Here is a 15244-nt window from a genome sequence, read left to right as displayed (position 1 = left end):
GTTTGGCGGCCTCAAGCGGAATAAGCCTACGGCTTACTCGGCGAGGTCCTGCTCCTCAATGGTCTGGTTGTGGTTGGTGAACACGCAGATATCGCCGGCGATACCCAGGGCGGTCTCGACGATTTCCCGTGCCGACAGGTCGGTTTTCTTCAACAGCGCACTGGCCGCGGCCTGGGCATAGCCCCCGCCGGAGCCCATGGCAATCAGGCCATGCTCGGGCTCGACCACATCGCCATTGCCGGTAATGATCAGGGACGCGTCTTTGTTGGCGACGGCCAGCATGGCTTCCAGACGGCTGAGTGAGCGGTCGGTGCGCCATTCTTTGGCGAGCTCGACGGCGGCGCGCACGAGGTGGCCCTGGTGTTTTTCCAGTTGGCCCTCGAAACGTTCAAAGAGGGTGAATGCGTCGGCAGTGGCACCGGCGAAACCGGCGAGCACCTGGCCGTGGTACAGGCGACGCACTTTTTTCGCGTTGCCTTTCATCACGGTATTACCCAGGGAAACCTGGCCGTCGCCGCCCATGACGACTTTGCCGTGGCGACGTACTGAAACGATGGTGGTCAAGGGGAGAGTCTCCACGCAGCGGGGCGAAAATGCCCTGATGGAAACTCATATGGGGGTGGCGGGGGGGATTTCAACCATGGGGGGTGATGGCGGACGAGTGGTGCTCAAGGGTCTGACACACATTCCAGAGCCGGCAATACCAAGTGTGGGAGGGGGCTTGCCCCCGATGACGGTGCATCAGTAACAGATGTACTGGCTGACACACTGCATCGGGGGCAAGCCCCCTCCCACACTGTTTGGTGCTGATTCTGGGTCAGCGGCTCTGGCGCTGTTGTAACAACAGGTTGCTAAACCCGGCCCCGGCTAACTGCTTCTGCGCCACGGTCAGCTGTTCGCGGTTGCTGAACGGCCCCACCAACACGCGATACCAGGTGGCATCCTTCACCGTGCCCGACTCCACCGTCACCGTCTGGCCCAACAGAATGATCTGGGCACGCACGCGATCCGCATCGGCCTGCTTCGGGAACGAGCCCGCCTGCAGGAAGAACTTGGTCACCGGTGCGGCCTTGGTTTCGGCAACCGGCGGTGCTGGCGGAGGAGTAATCCCGGCCAACGCCGCCTGGGCCCGCGCCGTGTCGATTTTCGCCGCTTCCGCCGGGGTGACTGGGGTGGTCGGCACTTGCGGTGTCGGCAGGGTTTTCTCCGGCACAGCGTCAGGCGGCACGATCACTTCTGATTCCGGCAACAGCGTGTAGAAGTCGTATTTCGGCTTCACCGGCGCCGTAGGGCTTGGAGTGGTCTTGTTGGCTTCGGCGATCTTCGAGGCTTTCTGCTGTTCCTGCTTGACCCGTTTGACGTCATCGCCCTGACCCGGGTCCAGCTTCATCAGAAACACCACAAACGCACCGACCGTGAGGCCGATAGCCATCCACAACCAGCCCGGGATCGGCTTCTTCGCCGGGGCCTGGTAGCGGCTCGCGCCGCGCTTGGGTGCAGGTTTTTTCTTGGCAGCCAACTTACATACGCTCCAGGGTTTCCAGGCCCAACAACTCCAGGCCTTGCTTGAGGGTCCGTCCAGCCAGTGCGGCCAGGCGCAGGCGACTCTGCTTCTGGGCTTCGTCGTCGGCGGTGAGGATCGGGCAGTTCTCGTAGAAGCTGGAGAACAACCCGGCTACTTCGTACAAATAGGTGCAAAGGATATGCGGCGTGCCTTTTTCGCCGACGCTGTTCAGCACTTCGCCGAACTGCGCCAGCTTGGCGGCCAGGTCCTGTTCATGGGGCGCGTCCAGCACGATCCGGCCTTCGACCTGGCTGAAGTCCTTGCCCAGTTTGCGGAACACACCGGCCACGCGGGTGTAGGCATACAGCAGGTACGGCGCGGTGTTGCCTTCGAAGTTGAGCATCAGGTCGAAGTTGAAGCTGTAGTCGCTGGTGCGGTGCTTGGACAGGTCGGCGTACTTCACCGCGCCGATGCCTACTACGCGGGCGATATTGCGCAAGTCGGCCTCTGCCAGCTCCGGGTTCTTTTCCTTCACCAGGTTGTAGGCCCGCTCCTGGGCTTCGTTAAGCAGGTCGATCAGCTTGACCGTGCCGCCATCGCGGGTCTTGAACGGTCGGCCGTCGGCGCCGTTCATGGTGCCGAAGCCCATGTGTTCCATGTGCATCGGGTGGGTGACGAACCCGGCGCGACGTGCCACCTCGAACACCTGTTGGAAGTGCAGGGCCTGGCGCTGGTCGACGAAGTACAACGCACGGTCCGCCTTGAGCACGCCGCTGCGGTAGCGCACGGCCGCCAGGTCGGTGGTGGCGTACAGATAGCCGCCATCGGCCTTGACGATGATCACCGGCAGCGGCTCGCCGTCGGCGGTCTTGAATTCTTCGAGGAACACGCACTGCGCGCCGTTGCTCTCCACCAGCAAACCCTTGGCCTTGAGGTCGTTGACCACATTGATCAGGTCGTCGTTATAGGCGCTCTCGCCCATCACGTCGGCCATGGTCAACTTGACGTTGAGCAGCTCGTAGATTTCCTGGCAGTGGGACAGCGAGATATCGCGGAAGCGATTCCACAGGTCCAGGCATTCCTCGTCGCCGGCCTGCAGCTTGACCACCAGGCCACGGGCGCGATCGGCGAACGCTTCGGATTCGTCGAAGCGCTTCTTGGCGGCGCGGTAGAAGTTTTCCAGGTCCGACAGCTCATTGCTGGTGATCGGATTTTCCTGCAGGTAGGCCATCAGCATGCCGAACTGGGTACCCCAGTCGCCGACGTGGTTCTGGCGAATCACGGTGTCGCCGAGGAACTCCAGCACCCGTGCCACGCCGTCGCCGATGATGGTCGAGCGCAGGTGGCCGACGTGCATCTCTTTAGCCAGGTTGGGCGCCGACAGGTCGATGACCACGCGTTGGATGTCGCCGGCCTTGCGCGCGCCGATACGGGCATCGGCCAGCGCGGCGTCCAGGCGCGAGGCCAGGGCCTGGGTGTTCTGGAAAATATTGATAAAGCCCGGGCCTGCGATCTCGGCCTTGCTCACCTGCGGGTCGGCGGGCAGGGCGGCGATGATTTTCTCCGCCAGGTCGCGCGGCTTCATGCCGGCCGGCTTGGCCAGCATCATCGCAATATTGCTGGCGAAGTCGCCGTGGGTCTTGTCACGGGTGTTCTCCACCTGGATCGCCGGCGTCAGGCCTTCAGGCAACACACCTTCGTTGACGAGTTGGGTGAGGGCTTGTTGGATCAGCTGGCGAATGGTGTCTTTCATGGTGTTCTCTTTCGACCGCAAGCGGCGGCGCGCGATGCGCAGGTGGAAAAACTGGGCATTATCCGTGGCGGGGGCGGGCTTGCCAACCTTCGCGGGACCTGTGGCCAGGCTTAATACAAATCTACCGGGTCTACGTCCAACGACCATCTCACCTGGCGACCGCTTGGCATTTGCTCCAGCGCAAGTAACCAGCTACTTAACAGGCGATGCAAGGGCGCACGTGACGTTGCCTGCAAAAGCAGTTGAGCACGATAACGTCCGGCGCGGCGTTCCATGGGCGCGGGCACCGGGCCGAGCAGTTCGATGCCGGTCAGACCCAGCTCGCCGAGCAAACGTTCGGCGGCGCTGCAGGCTTCATCCAGAAAACCTTCGGCCTGCCCGGGTTTATGAGCCTCGGCGCGCAGCAGCGCCAAGTGCGCGAATGGCGGCAGGCCGGCGGAACGACGCTCGCTCAGGGCCTGTTCGGCAAAGGCAAAATAACCTTGTTCGGTCAGCTGGATCAGCAACGGATGGTCGGCCAGGTGCGTCTGGATGATCACTCGCCCAGGCTCCTCGGCGCGTCCCGCGCGGCCGGCGACTTGCACGATCAACTGGGCCATGCGTTCGCTGGCACGGAAATCCCCGGAAAACAGGCCGCCGTCGGCGTCCAGGATCGACACCAGCGTCACCCGAGGGAAGTGATGACCCTTGGCGAGCATCTGCGTGCCCACGAGGATGCACGGCTGGCCCTTCTGGATCGTGGCGAACAGCTGGTTCATCGCGTCTTTGCGCGAGGTGCTGTCGCGGTCGACCCGCAGCACCGGGTAGTCAGGGAACAGAATGCCCAGGCGCTCCTCGGCGCGCTCGGTACCCGCGCCGACCGGTCGCAGGTCCACTTTGCCGCATTGCGGGCAGTGGCGTGGCACCCGTTCCACGTGGCCGCAGTGATGGCAACGCAACTCGCCGTAGCGCTGATGCACGGTCATGCGCGCATCGCAGCGTTCGCACTCGGACATCCAGCCGCAGTCATGGCACAGCAGGGTGGGGGCAAACCCGCGGCGGTTGAGGAACACCAGCACCTGCTGGCCGGCGGCAAGGGTCTGGCCGATGGCTTGCTGCATCGGCCCGGAAATGCCGCTGTCCAGCGGGCGACTTTTCACGTCCAGCCGCAGGAAACGTGGTTGTTTGGCGCCACCGGCTCGCTCATTCAAGCGCAGGAGTCCGTAACGGCCGGTGTAGGCGTTGTGCAGGCTCTCCAGCGATGGCGTGGCCGAACCCAGCACAATCGGAATGTCTTCCTGGCGCGCGCGCACCAACGCCAGGTCGCGGGCGTGGTAGCGCAGGCCTTCCTGCTGTTTATAGGAGCCGTCGTGCTCCTCGTCGATGATGATCAGCCCAGGGTTTTTCATTGGCGTGAACAGCGCCGAACGGGTGCCGATAATGATATCGGCCTCGCCGTCCCGCGCCGCCAGCCAGGACTCCAGGCGCTCACGGTCGTTGATCGCCGAATGCACCAGGGCAATGCGTGCATTGAAGCGTTGTTCGAAGCGGGCCAGGGTTTGTGGGCCGAGGTTGATCTCCGGGATCAGCACCAGGGCTTGTTTGCCGGCCTGCAGGGTTTCACGGATCAGTTGCAGATAAACTTCGGTCTTGCCACTGCCGGTCACGCCGGCCAGCAGGAACGCATGGAAGCTGTCGAAGCCGGCGCGAATCGCTTCATAGGCGGCACGCTGCTCGGCATTCAACGGCAGTTCCGGCTGGGCCAGCCAGTGTTCGTGGCGGGCGTCGGGGGCATGCTTGCGGATTTCCACCTGCACCAGGCCTTTGGCGAGCAGCAGGTCGAGGCTGTCCTTGCTCAGCATTAGCTTGCTCAACAATTGATGCGCCACGCCATGGGGGTGTTGAGCCAGCGTCGCCAGGGCTTCACGCTGGCGCGGGGCGCGGGCGATGCGTGGGTCGTCCAGGCGCGCGCCGGGCACCGTCGACCAGAAACGTTCCTGGCGCGCCTCGGCCAGTTCGCCCTGGCGCAGCAGAACCGGCAGCGCCCAGCTCAAGGTATCGCCCAGGCTGTGCTGGTAATACTGCGCGGTCCACAGGCATAGCTTGAACAGCGCAGGCGGCAGCGGCGGGGTGGCGTCGAGGATCGCCAAGGCCGGCTTGAGTTTCTCGGCCGGCACCTCGCTGTGGTCGGCCACTTCCACCAGGATCCCGATCATTTCCCGACGGCCGAACGGCACACGCACGCGCATCCCCGGCTGCAACTGCGCACGCAGCACGCCGGCCGGCGCACGGTAATCGAACAGGCGGCGCAGGGGCGAGGGCAGGGCGAGGCGCAAAATGGCGTCGGGCACGCGGGGAGTCTCTTATAAAGGCAGGCGGTGGCGCAGGGGCGCGAGCCTAGCAGAGGAGGGCGTTAATGGGTATGCCGTGGTTTTCTGATGAAAGGGGCTTTTCTGGCATAGGGGCCGCTTGCGCGATTACAAAGGTCTGGTAGAATCCGCGGCCTAATTACGTGCGGTATTCGACAATAGTGTCGAGTGGCGGCACGCTAGCCCGAGGAAGTCACCATGAAAGCCGATATCCATCCAGCGTACGAAACCATCGAAGTGACCTGCAGCTGCGGCAACAAGTTCGAAACTCGTTCGAACCTGTGCAAGCCACTGGGTACTGACGTATGCAACGAGTGCCACCCGTTCTACACCGGTAAGCAGAAAACTCTGGACACCGGCGGCCGTGTACAGCGCTTCGCAGATCGCTTTGGTGCTTTCGGCAAGAAGCCTGCTGCTACTCCAGCAGAGTAAGGTTCAAAAGCCTTATGGGCTTTTACCTGTGGTTGAAGAAGGCGTCCCTTGTGGGCGCCTTTTTTGTGCCTGGGATTTGGCTGTCGGCCGTTCAAGCGCAGGCCTTTTGCAGCGCGCCGGCGTCCTTGGTGCAGGTGCAGGTGGCGCGGGTGGTGGATGGCGACACCGTGCGTCTCAGCGATGGTCGCAGCGTGCGCATGATTGGCCTCAATGCGCCGGAAATCGGCCAGAAGGGGCGCCCTGACGAGCCGTTCGCTGTCGCCGCGCGCCAGCGTCTGCAGGCGTTGGTGCAGGCCAGTGGCGGGCGAGTCGGCCTGGTGCCGGGACGCGAGGCCAAGGATCGCTACGGGCGAACCCTGGCCCATCTATACGGCGCCGATGGCCGCAACCTGGAAGCGCAGTTGCTCGCCGACGGCCTGGGGTTTCAGGTCGCGGTCGCGCCGAATGTCGACCTGGTGACATGCCAGCAGGCTGCCGAAGCCAGCGCGCGCAATGCGCAAAAGGGGTTGTGGCGCCAATCGCCGGTGCGCACGGTGGCACACGTCAAACGTTCCGGATTCGCCGTGATCAGTGGGCAAGTTCGCGGTATCGAACGCAACCGTGGCGGAATCTGGATCGAGTTGCAGGGCTCATTGGTATTACGCATTGCGCCCGATCTGGCCGGGCACTTCGACAGTCGCCTGCTGAGGAATCTGCAGGGCGAGACCGTCGAGGCTCGAGGCTGGGTGCAGGATCGCGCCCGGCGCGGTGGCATTAAAACTCATCAGGCGCGTTGGTTATTGCCACTGACCGATCCCGGCATGCTGAAAGTGCATCGCTGATAAAAAATTGTAGACATTTTTTAAGTGGATTGTGAACAGTCAAGCCCTTGTATCCCGTGGCTTTAGACCAAAGTACGGCGCTTTGGGGCCTTGACACCGGTGACTGCCCAGTCTTGTAGGGACTTTGCGACACGCGTATCCTCGGCGGTCCGTCGACCAACAGTAAAAGCGGAATGCCGATATGTCTGATTTGAAAACTGCCGCTCTCGAATATCATGCCCATCCTCGTCCAGGAAAGCTGAGTGTAGAGCTCACCAAAGCCACCGCCACCGCCCGCGACCTGTCGCTGGCTTACAGCCCTGGCGTGGCCGAGCCCGTACGTGAAATCGCTCGCGACCCCGAGCTGGCGTACAAGTACACCGGCAAAGGCAACCTGGTTGCAGTAATTTCCGATGGCACCGCGATTCTCGGCCTGGGCAACCTCGGCCCATTGGCATCCAAGCCGGTCATGGAAGGTAAAGGCGTGCTGTTCAAGCGCTTTGCCGGCATCGACGTGTTCGACATCGAAGTCGATTCCGAAAGCCCGCAGGCCTTCATCGACACGGTCAAGCGCATTTCCATCACTTTCGGTGGCATCAACCTGGAAGACATCAAGGCGCCTGAGTGCTTCGAGATCGAAAAGGCCCTGATCGAACAGTGCGACATTCCGGTATTCCACGATGACCAGCACGGCACCGCGATCGTGACCGCGGCCGGCATGATCAATGCCCTGGAAATCGCCGGCAAAACCCTGGCTGACGCCAAGATCGTCTGCCTGGGTGCCGGTGCGGCGGCCATCTCCTGCATGAAGTTGATCGTCAGCATGGGCGCCAAGCTGGAAAACATCTACATGGTCGACAGCAAGGGCGTTATCCAGTCCGAGCGTACCGACCTGAACCAGTACAAGGCGATGTTTGCCCACCCGTCCTCCAAGCGCACCCTGGCTGACGCGCTGAACGGCGCTGACGTATTCGTCGGCCTGTCCGGCCCGAACCTGCTGAGCGCCGAAGGCCTCAAGTCCATGGCGGCCAACCCGATCGTGTTCGCCTGCTCCAACCCGGACCCTGAAATCGCGCCGGAACTGGCTCACGCCACCCGCAGCGACGTGATCATGGCCACCGGCCGTTCGGACTACCCGAACCAGGTCAACAACGTATTGGGCTTCCCGTTCATCTTCCGTGGTGCCCTGGACGTTCGCGCCAAGCGCATCAACGAAGAAATGAAAGTAGCGGCCGCCAACGCCCTGCGTGAGCTGGCCAAGCTGCCGGTGCCTCAGGACGTGTGCGACGCCTACGGTGGCGCCAAGCTGGAATTCGGACGTGAGTACATCATCCCGAAACCAATGGACAAGCGCCTGATCACCCTGATCTCCGACGCCGTGGCCAAGGCTGCGATCGAGACCGGTGTGGCGACCCTGCCGTATCCGAAGAACTACCCGCTGCAGAGCGTGGATGATGTGTTCAACGGCTAAGCCGTAGACCCGTAGACCCATAAAAAAAACCGGCTAAGAACGCCGGGTTTTTTTATGGGGAAGTTTCAAGCTGCAAGCGACAAGTTCAAGAACGGCACATCGCAGCTCTTAACTTGCCGCTTGTAGCTGACAGCTTGCCGCTCTCTAAAAGAGATCGATCGGCGCGCCTTCATCCGCCGGCAGCGGGCTGCCCGGCACGACGCCATTGCCCAGTTCGTTGACCGACGGCGGCGTGTCTTCGCTCTTGAACAGTTCGAAGTACGCATTCGGCGTGCTTGGCGAGGCCGCACGGCCACTCACCGGGTCGATCCTCAGGCTGAGGATGCCTTCCGGTTCCGGCTGGGTGTGCAGCGGCTTGTCCTTCAAGGCTGCGCCCATGTAGCTCATCCAGATCGGCAGCGCGACGGTGCCGCCGAACTCACGGCGACCGAGGCTTTCCGGTTGGTCATAGCCGGTCCACACCGTGGTGACGTAGTCGCCGTTGTAGCCGGAGAACCAGGCGTCCTTGGATTCGTTGGTGGTACCGGTCTTGCCCGCGATATCCGCGCGGCCCAGGGCCAGGGCGCGGCGGCCGGTGCCCTTCTTGATCACATCTTCCAGGATGCTGTTGAGGATGTAGGTGGTACGGCCATCCACCACGCGCTCGGCCACAGCCGGTGCCTGCGGTTCGCTGGGGGCGCTGGGGTTGGCGGCTGCCGGAGTCGTGCCGGGTGTTGGCTCGATGGTGATGCCGCCGTGGCTCGGCGCGGCCAGGCCGTCAGTGGCCGCCACACCGTTGACCACATCGCCCGGAACGCGTGGCGGGTTGGCGGTGAAGAGGGTGTCGCCGTTGCGGCTTTCGATCTTGTCGATCAGGTACGGCGTGATCTTGTAGCCGCCGTTGGCAAAGGTGCTCCAGCCGGTGGCGATTTCCATCGGCGTGAGGGTGGCGGTGCCGAGCGCCAGCGACAGGTTCGGCGGCAGGTCTGACTTGTTGAAGCCAAAGCGCGTGATGTAGTCGATGGTCTTGCCGACGCCCATGGCCTGCAGCAGGCGGATCGACACAAGGTTGCGCGACTTGTACAGCGCTTCACGGATACGGATCGGACCGAGGAAGGTGTTGGTGTCGTTCTTCGGGCGCCAGACCTTGTCCAGATACTCGTCTACAAACACGATCGGCGCATCGTTGACCAGGCTGGCAGCCGTGTAGCCGTTATCCAGCGCGGCGCTGTAGATGAACGGTTTGAAACTCGAACCCGGTTGGCGCTTGGCCTGGGTGGCGCGGTTGTAGTTGCTCTGTTCGAACGCGAAGCCGCCGACCAGGGCACGAATCGCACCGTTCTGCGGGTCCAGCGATACCAGCGCGCCCTGGGCCAATGGCACCTGGCTGAATTTCAGGCTGTCGTCCTTCTGGCGTTGCACACGGATCAGGTCGCCCACCTGCGCGACGTCCGATGGCTGCTTGGGCATGGCGCCCATGCTGTTGGTATTCAGGAAAGGGCGCGCCCATTTCATGCTGTCCCAGGCCACATGGGCTTCGCCGGTACGGGTGAGCACTTGCAGGCCGTCTTTCTTGACCTGGGTGACAATGGCCGGCTCCAGGCCGCTGATCGGGCGCTGTTTACCCAACTCTGCGGTCCAGGCGCTCAGGGTCTTGCCTGGCAGGCGTGATTCTGGACCGCGGTAGCCGTGACGCTGGTCGTAGGCAACCAACCCGGAATGCACCGAATCGTTGGCAATTTCCTGCAAATCGCTCGGAACGGTAGTGGTCACGCGAAAGCCTTCGGTGTAGGCGTCGCTGCCGTAGCGACCGACCATCTCGGCGCGGGCCATTTCGGCGATATACGGTGCATTCACTTCCGGCGTCGGCACGTGATAGCTGGCATTCAGCGGCTCGGCCACGGCGCTTTCGTAAGCACTCTGGGAAATCTTGCCCAGCTTGTACATGCGTCCCAGGATCCAGTCGCGACGCTCTTTGCTGCGTGCCGGGTTGGCCAGGGGGTTGAAGCGCGACGGAGCCTTGGGCAGACCGGCGATCATGGCCATCTGCGCCAGGCTGGCGTCGCGGATGGACTTGCCGTAGTACACCTGGGACGCGGCTTCGATGCCGTAGGCGCGGTTGCCCAGGTAGATCTTGTTGACGTACAGCTCGAGGATCTCGTCCTTGGTCAGCTGGCGCTCGATCTGCAGGGCCAGGAGGATCTCGGTGGCCTTGCGTGAAAAACTGCGCTCGCTGGTGAGGAAGAAGTTCTTCGCCACCTGCATGGTGATGGTGCTGCCGCCGGATTGAATATGTCCGCTTTTTACCAACTGTGTCGCGGCGCGCACCAGGCTGCTGGGGTCGACGCCATAGTGGTTGGCAAAATTATCGTCCTCGGCCGACAGCAGGGCGCTGATGAAATTGGGCGGAATGTCGGCAAAACGGATCGGTGTGCGGCGCATTTCGCCGAACTCCGCGATCAGTTTTTCATCGCTGCTGTAGACCCGCAGAGGAATCTGCAACTGGATACTTCTGAGGGCCTCTACCGACGGTAAACCCGGACTAAGGTAGAGATACGCCCCGCTGAGCACGAGCAGGAGCCCGCAGACGATGGCGACAATGGAGTACCCGAAAAACTTCAGCAGACGAATCAAGGCTTTTGGATTTCCAGAGAAAAGAATGGGTTAGGCGTCGGGGCATGCATGGCGAACGATGGATCAACCCGAGCTGCAGATAAAAGCGGGAAAAAACGCTGGGCATTAAAGCATTTTCGGCCTGGGGCGTCATTCGCGCCTCTGCAACAAGGCGACCGAATGCACGGTGTCAGGCAACCAGGCGGTATGACAGGGAAAGTTTTGGGGAGTTTTATGAGAAAAGGATTATTCAGGCGAAAAGTCGACACCTTGCTGGGCATCGATATCAGCGACACGGCCATCAGGCTCGTCGAGTTGCGGCTCGATCCCGCTGGTTACAGCGTCGCAGGGTATGCCATCCACGGGTTGCCCGCCCGGGCGGTGGTAGATGGTGCTTTTTTGGACTTCGAAGGCATCGGGCAGGCCCTGCGCGCGGCGCTGCCCAGGGTTCAGGCAACGTCCAGGCGCGCTGCAGTGGCGGTGTCGGGCCCTTCGGTCATCACGCGATTGATCGAGCTGGAGGCCGGGCTCGCGGAGGAAGAGATGGCGGGGGTGGTCGAGAGGGAGGCAGAGCAGTACATTCCATACCCGTTGGATGACATGGCCTTCGACTTTCAAGTCCAGGGGCGCTCGGTTGCTGACCCGACACGGGTCGAGGTATTGCTGGCGGCGTGCCTGAAGGAACATGTGGAGGCCCGGGAGGCCGTTCTAGCCATGGCTGGGCTGGTGCCGGCGGTGGTCGATGTTGAAGCGTTTGCAATGGCGCGCGCGAGCAGTCAGGATTTCGCCAGCTTCACGTCGGGCCATCGAGTCGATGGTGCACAATGGGCCATGGACGCCCAAGGAATGGGAATCGCCTGCGGACTGGCCCTGAGGAGTTTCGCTTGAAGACACGTATCAATCTTTTGCCCTGGCGCCAGGCTCGGGCCGAGCGGCGACGCCGCTACTTTATGGTGTTGATGCTGGTGTTCGTCTGCGTGGCGTTGGTGGTTGTGTGGCTGGCGGACCAGGTCATTGACCAGGCCATAGATCGGCAGGTGACGCGTAATAATCACCTGGACAAAGATCTCGCTCTTCAGGATTCCAGCATCAAGACCCTTGACGACCTGGAGGCGCAAAGCCAGCAATTGGCCGAGCGTATGAAGATCGTGCAGGACTTGCACAATGGTCGCTCTTCCGGCGCCCAGTTACTGGACCAACTGGCGCGTGCGGTGCCGGATGGGGTGCATCTGCATGAAGTAGTGGCCAAAGGCGATACGGTGAGTATTCGCGGCAGTGCCGAATCCAGCCAGGACATCGCCCAACTGATGCGCCGGCTGGAGGTGTCGCAAGGCGTCCACACAGCGCGCCTGCAGCACGTGCGCACCGAAGGTGCGAGCGGTGATAACGAATTTCAATTGATGGTGCGCCAGGGAGAATCCTCCGAGGCCCAGCCATGAGCCTGCCCAGGCTCGAACTCGGCGCACTCTCTTACCACGCTGCAAAATGGCCCTTGCCTGGCAAGCTCTTGCTCGGCTGCGTCCTGGCCGGTGCAGTGCTGGCTGTGGGTGAATGGATGCTCTTGAGTCCTGCACGGGCTCGGTTGCATCAGGCACAGGCGCAGGAGGGGATTCTTCGCCAGCAACTCGCGCAGCAGAGCGCCGTAGCGGCCAGCCGTGACGTGCGTGCGCGGCAGCTCCAGGTGATGCAGGCCGAGGCCGATGCACTGTTACGGCTGTTGCCCGGCGGGTCCGAAATGCCCGGCCTGCTGGAGGATATCGCGCGGTTGGCGCTGGCCAATGGCGTGTTAGTCGAAAGGGTGGCTCCGCAGGAAGAACAGCCGGCGCCGCTGTATACCGCGCAACCGGTGCAGATCGGCGTCACGGGTGCCTATCACGATCTGGCCATGTTTATGAGCGCCGTTGAAGGGCTTTCGCGACTTACCACGGTGCATGAGATGGACGTGCAGCGTGAGGGCCGATTATTGCGCCTCGATCTGCTGGTCAAGACGTACCGGCGTGATCAGGCCGCCGTTGGGGCTCCGGTGCGTGAGCGACCACTGCCACAAGGCCCGTCCTTTGTCTATCAAGGGGCCGGTTTGCGCGATCCGTTCCAGCCGTCGACCTTGCAGGTTGAGCATAGGCCTGGGCGGCGTGCGCCTGCGCCGGATCTGGAGCGGCCCAGAGGCCCTCTGGAGCGCCAGGCGCTGGAACGCTTCCAGATGGTCGGCACGCTCGCGCGAGGCGCGCAGACCTTTGCGCTGTTGCGCGTGGCGACCGATGTGTATCGCCTGGCGCTGGGCGATTATCTCGGGCCGGACCACGGGCGCGTTACGGCTATTCATGACAGCCATATTGAAGTGGTCGAGCTGTTTCCCGATAAACAGGGTGCGTGGCTGGAGCGCCCCAGAACCCTCGTGTTGAACGTCAACTCATAACGGAATCGAACAAATGAAAAGGACTTTCTCGTCCTTCGGTGTGGCGCTATGGATAGCGTTCACAGCACCGATGGCTGCCGCTGTGCCCAACCGTATAGATCTTATTCAACTGCCGCCGCCGGGTGGGGCCATGGCGGGTGCCTACAGCGGCGACAAGCTCACGCTCAACTTCCAGAACATAGAGCTGCGCGCGGTATTGCAGCAGATTGCCGATGTGGCCGGCCTTAACCTGGTCGCCAGCGATGACGTCCAGGGTTCGATCACACTGCGCCTCAAAGATGTGCCCTGGGATCAGGCGCTGGAGCTGGTGTTACAGACCAAGGGGTTGGATAAGCGCATTCACGCCGGCGTATTGCTGGTAGCGCCCGCCGAGGAATTGGCAGCCCGCGAACTGCTGACGCTGGAGTCGCGCAGGCAGATAGCCAACCTCACACCGCTGCGGCGGGAGCTGTTGCAGGTCAATTATGCCAAGGCAGCCGATCTGGCCAGGCTGTTCCAGTCGGTGACCGGCCTTGAAGGGGCCACCGACGAACGCGGTTCGGTGGCGGTGGATGAGCGCACCAACAACATCATCGCCTACCAGACCGGCGAGCGGCTCGACGAGCTGCGGCGCATCGTGGCGCAGTTGGATATCCCCGTGCGGCAGGTCATGATCGAAGCGCGGATCGTGGAGGCCAACGTCGATTACGACAAAAGCCTGGGAGCACGCTGGGGCGGACGGCTCAATCGCGGCGACTGGCAGGCCGGTGGCATTCCAAAGCCCCTGCCCGATGGCGTAGAACCGCCGGAAAATCCGCCTGGCTCACCGTTTGTCGACCTCGGCGCAATAGCCGGCGCGTCCGGCCTGGGTGTGGCTTACATCACCGACAACGTGCTGCTGGACCTGGAACTGACGGCCATGGAAAAGACCGGCAACGGCGAGATCGTTTCCCAGCCCAAGGTCGTGACCTCCGACAAGGAGACCGCGCGCATCCTTAAGGGCACCGAGATTCCGTACCAGGAGTCCAGCTCCAGTGGCGCCACGTCGGTGTCGTTCAAGGAGGCCTCGCTGTCGTTGGAAGTGACCCCTCAGATCACCCCTGATGACCGGGTGATCATGGAAGTGAAAGTCACCAAGGATGAGCCGGACTACCTCAACAGGCTCAACGACGTACCACCGATCAAGAAAAACGAGGTCAACGCCAAGGTGCTGGTCAAGGATGGCGAGACCATTGTGATCGGCGGAGTTTTCTCCAATACCCAAAGCAAAGTGGTAGATAAAGTGCCATTTTTGGGCGATGTGCCGTATCTTGGCCGCCTTTTCCGGCGCGATGTGCTGGCGGAGAAAAAATCCGAGCTGCTGGTATTCCTGACTCCGCGTATTATGAATAACCAGGCGATTGCTGTGAGTCGTTGATTCTGTGCGAAATTTGATTCTTGTGGGACCGATGGGGGCTGGAAAAAGCACCATCGGCCGTTTGCTGGCCAAAGAGCTGCGCCTGCCGTTCAAAGACTCCGATAAGGAAATTGAATTGCGCACGGGTGCCAATATCCCGTGGATCTTCGATAAAGAAGGCGAACTGGGCTTTCGCGACCGCGAGCAGGCAATGATTGCTGAATTATGCGGCTGCGATGGCGTGGTATTGGCCACCGGCGGTGGCGCAGTGATGCGCGATGAAAACCGCCGTGCGCTGCATGCCGGTGGTCGGGTGGTTTACCTGCATGCATCGGTCGAGCAGCAGGTCGGTCGGACTGCGCGCGATCGCAATCGCCCATTGCTGCGCACCGCCGATCCGGCGAAAACCCTGCGCGATCTACTGACGCTGCGCGATCCGCTGTATCGGGAAATTGCCGATCTGGTGGTGGAAACCGATGAGCGGCCGCCACGTATGGTGGTGCTCGACATTCTTGAGCGCCTGCAACGGCTGCCTCCCCGTTAAAGCCAGGGG

The 15244-nt window shown here is 62.1% G+C and carries 12 protein-coding genes and 1 pseudogene; 8 read left to right on the top strand and 5 right to left on the bottom strand.

Annotation, left to right across the window (positions count from 1 at the left end; genetic code table 11):
- Positions 1-33: 33 nt before the first annotated feature.
- The 4 genes from hslV to QRN10_RS00730 all read right to left on the bottom strand — a co-directional run bounded on the left by hslV (position 34) and on the right by QRN10_RS00730 (position 5587).
- Positions 34-564: an ATP-dependent protease subunit HslV gene (gene hslV / locus QRN10_RS00745; RefSeq protein ID WP_003171209.1), complete on the bottom strand. Its 531-nt coding sequence runs from the start codon at positions 562-564 to the stop codon at positions 34-36.
- Between the two features lie 253 nt (positions 565-817).
- Positions 818-1519: an SPOR domain-containing protein gene (locus tag QRN10_RS00740; protein WP_285427693.1), complete on the bottom strand. Its 702-nt coding sequence runs from the start codon at positions 1517-1519 to the stop codon at positions 818-820.
- Between the two features lies 1 nt (position 1520).
- The gene (gene argS / locus QRN10_RS00735) at positions 1521-3257 is read right to left on the bottom strand and encodes an arginine--tRNA ligase (protein WP_181080345.1); all 1737 of its coding nucleotides are present in this window, start codon (positions 3255-3257) and stop codon (positions 1521-1523) included.
- Positions 3258-3367: 110 nt separating this feature from the next.
- Positions 3368-5587, bottom strand: a complete 2220-nt coding sequence (locus QRN10_RS00730; RefSeq protein ID WP_285427692.1) for a primosomal protein N' — start codon at positions 5585-5587, stop codon at positions 3368-3370.
- 216 nt (positions 5588-5803) lie between these two features.
- Here QRN10_RS00730 and rpmE point away from each other — a divergent pair, with 216 nt between their 5' ends.
- From rpmE to QRN10_RS00715, 3 genes are all read left to right on the top strand, one after another.
- Entirely contained in the window at positions 5804-6037 is a 234-nt protein-coding gene (gene rpmE / locus QRN10_RS00725; RefSeq protein ID WP_005784030.1) for a 50S ribosomal protein L31, read from the top strand.
- A 14-nt stretch (positions 6038-6051) separates the two neighbouring features.
- A complete protein-coding gene (locus QRN10_RS00720; RefSeq protein ID WP_285427691.1) occupies positions 6052-6858 on the top strand; it encodes a thermonuclease family protein in 807 nt (268 codons plus the stop codon).
- A 181-nt stretch (positions 6859-7039) separates the two neighbouring features.
- On the top strand, positions 7040-8308 hold the full coding sequence (locus tag QRN10_RS00715) for a malic enzyme-like NAD(P)-binding protein (protein ID WP_181080348.1): 1269 nt from the start codon (positions 7040-7042) through the stop codon (positions 8306-8308).
- 144 nt (positions 8309-8452) lie between these two features.
- Here the strand turns inward: QRN10_RS00715 and QRN10_RS00710 are convergent, their stop codons facing one another.
- On the bottom strand, positions 8453-10918 hold the full coding sequence (locus QRN10_RS00710) for a penicillin-binding protein 1A (protein ID WP_409567517.1): 2466 nt from the start codon (positions 10916-10918) through the stop codon (positions 8453-8455).
- Positions 10919-11134: 216 nt separating this feature from the next.
- On the opposite strand from QRN10_RS00710, the gene pilM reads away from it, so the two are divergent.
- From pilM to aroK, 5 genes and pseudogenes are all read left to right on the top strand, one after another.
- Complete coding sequence (gene pilM, locus QRN10_RS00705; RefSeq protein ID WP_181080350.1) at positions 11135-11788, top strand: type IV pilus biogenesis protein PilM; 654 nt, start codon at positions 11135-11137, stop codon at positions 11786-11788.
- Positions 11785-12339 carry a PilN domain-containing protein gene (locus QRN10_RS00700; protein WP_253510060.1) on the top strand — a complete coding sequence of 185 codons (555 nt, stop codon included), beginning with the start codon at positions 11785-11787 and terminating at the stop codon, positions 12337-12339. Before pilM ends, QRN10_RS00700 begins: the two co-directional genes overlap by 4 nt.
- Positions 12336-13316 carry a pilus assembly protein PilP gene (locus tag QRN10_RS00695; RefSeq protein WP_285427690.1) on the top strand — a complete coding sequence of 327 codons (981 nt, stop codon included), beginning with the start codon at positions 12336-12338 and terminating at the stop codon, positions 13314-13316. The genes QRN10_RS00700 and QRN10_RS00695 overlap by 4 nt, the downstream gene beginning before the upstream one ends.
- A gap of 139 nt (positions 13317-13455) precedes the next feature.
- Positions 13456-14712, top strand: a pseudogene (locus QRN10_RS00690) (type IV pilus secretin PilQ); the annotation flags it as partial.
- A gap of 4 nt (positions 14713-14716) precedes the next feature.
- A complete protein-coding gene (aroK, locus tag QRN10_RS00685; protein ID WP_034105907.1) occupies positions 14717-15235 on the top strand; it encodes a shikimate kinase AroK in 519 nt (172 codons plus the stop codon).
- Positions 15236-15244: the final 9 nt, after the last annotated feature.

Source organism: Pseudomonas sp. lyk4-R2A-8, from assembly GCF_030209095.1.
GTDB lineage: Bacteria > Pseudomonadota > Gammaproteobacteria > Pseudomonadales > Pseudomonadaceae > Aquipseudomonas > Aquipseudomonas quebecensis.
This window is presented reverse-complemented; position numbering and strand designations above follow the sequence as displayed.

What these genes read in the sequence shown, in the direction of transcription:
- QRN10_RS00715 (WP_181080348.1), top strand. Translation starts at nt 7,040, where the DNA reads ATGTCTGATTTGAAAACTGCCGCTCTCGAATATCATGCCCATCCTCGT.
- argS (WP_181080345.1), bottom strand. Translation starts at nt 3,257, where the DNA reads ATGAAAGACACCATTCGCCAGCTGATCCAACAAGCCCTCACCCAACTC.
- rpmE (WP_005784030.1), top strand. Translation starts at nt 5,804, where the DNA reads ATGAAAGCCGATATCCATCCAGCGTACGAAACCATCGAAGTGACCTGC.
- QRN10_RS00695 (WP_285427690.1), top strand. Translation starts at nt 12,336, where the DNA reads ATGAGCCTGCCCAGGCTCGAACTCGGCGCACTCTCTTACCACGCTGCA.
- QRN10_RS00720 (WP_285427691.1), top strand. Translation starts at nt 6,052, where the DNA reads ATGGGCTTTTACCTGTGGTTGAAGAAGGCGTCCCTTGTGGGCGCCTTT.
- pilM (WP_181080350.1), top strand. Translation starts at nt 11,135, where the DNA reads ATGAGAAAAGGATTATTCAGGCGAAAAGTCGACACCTTGCTGGGCATC.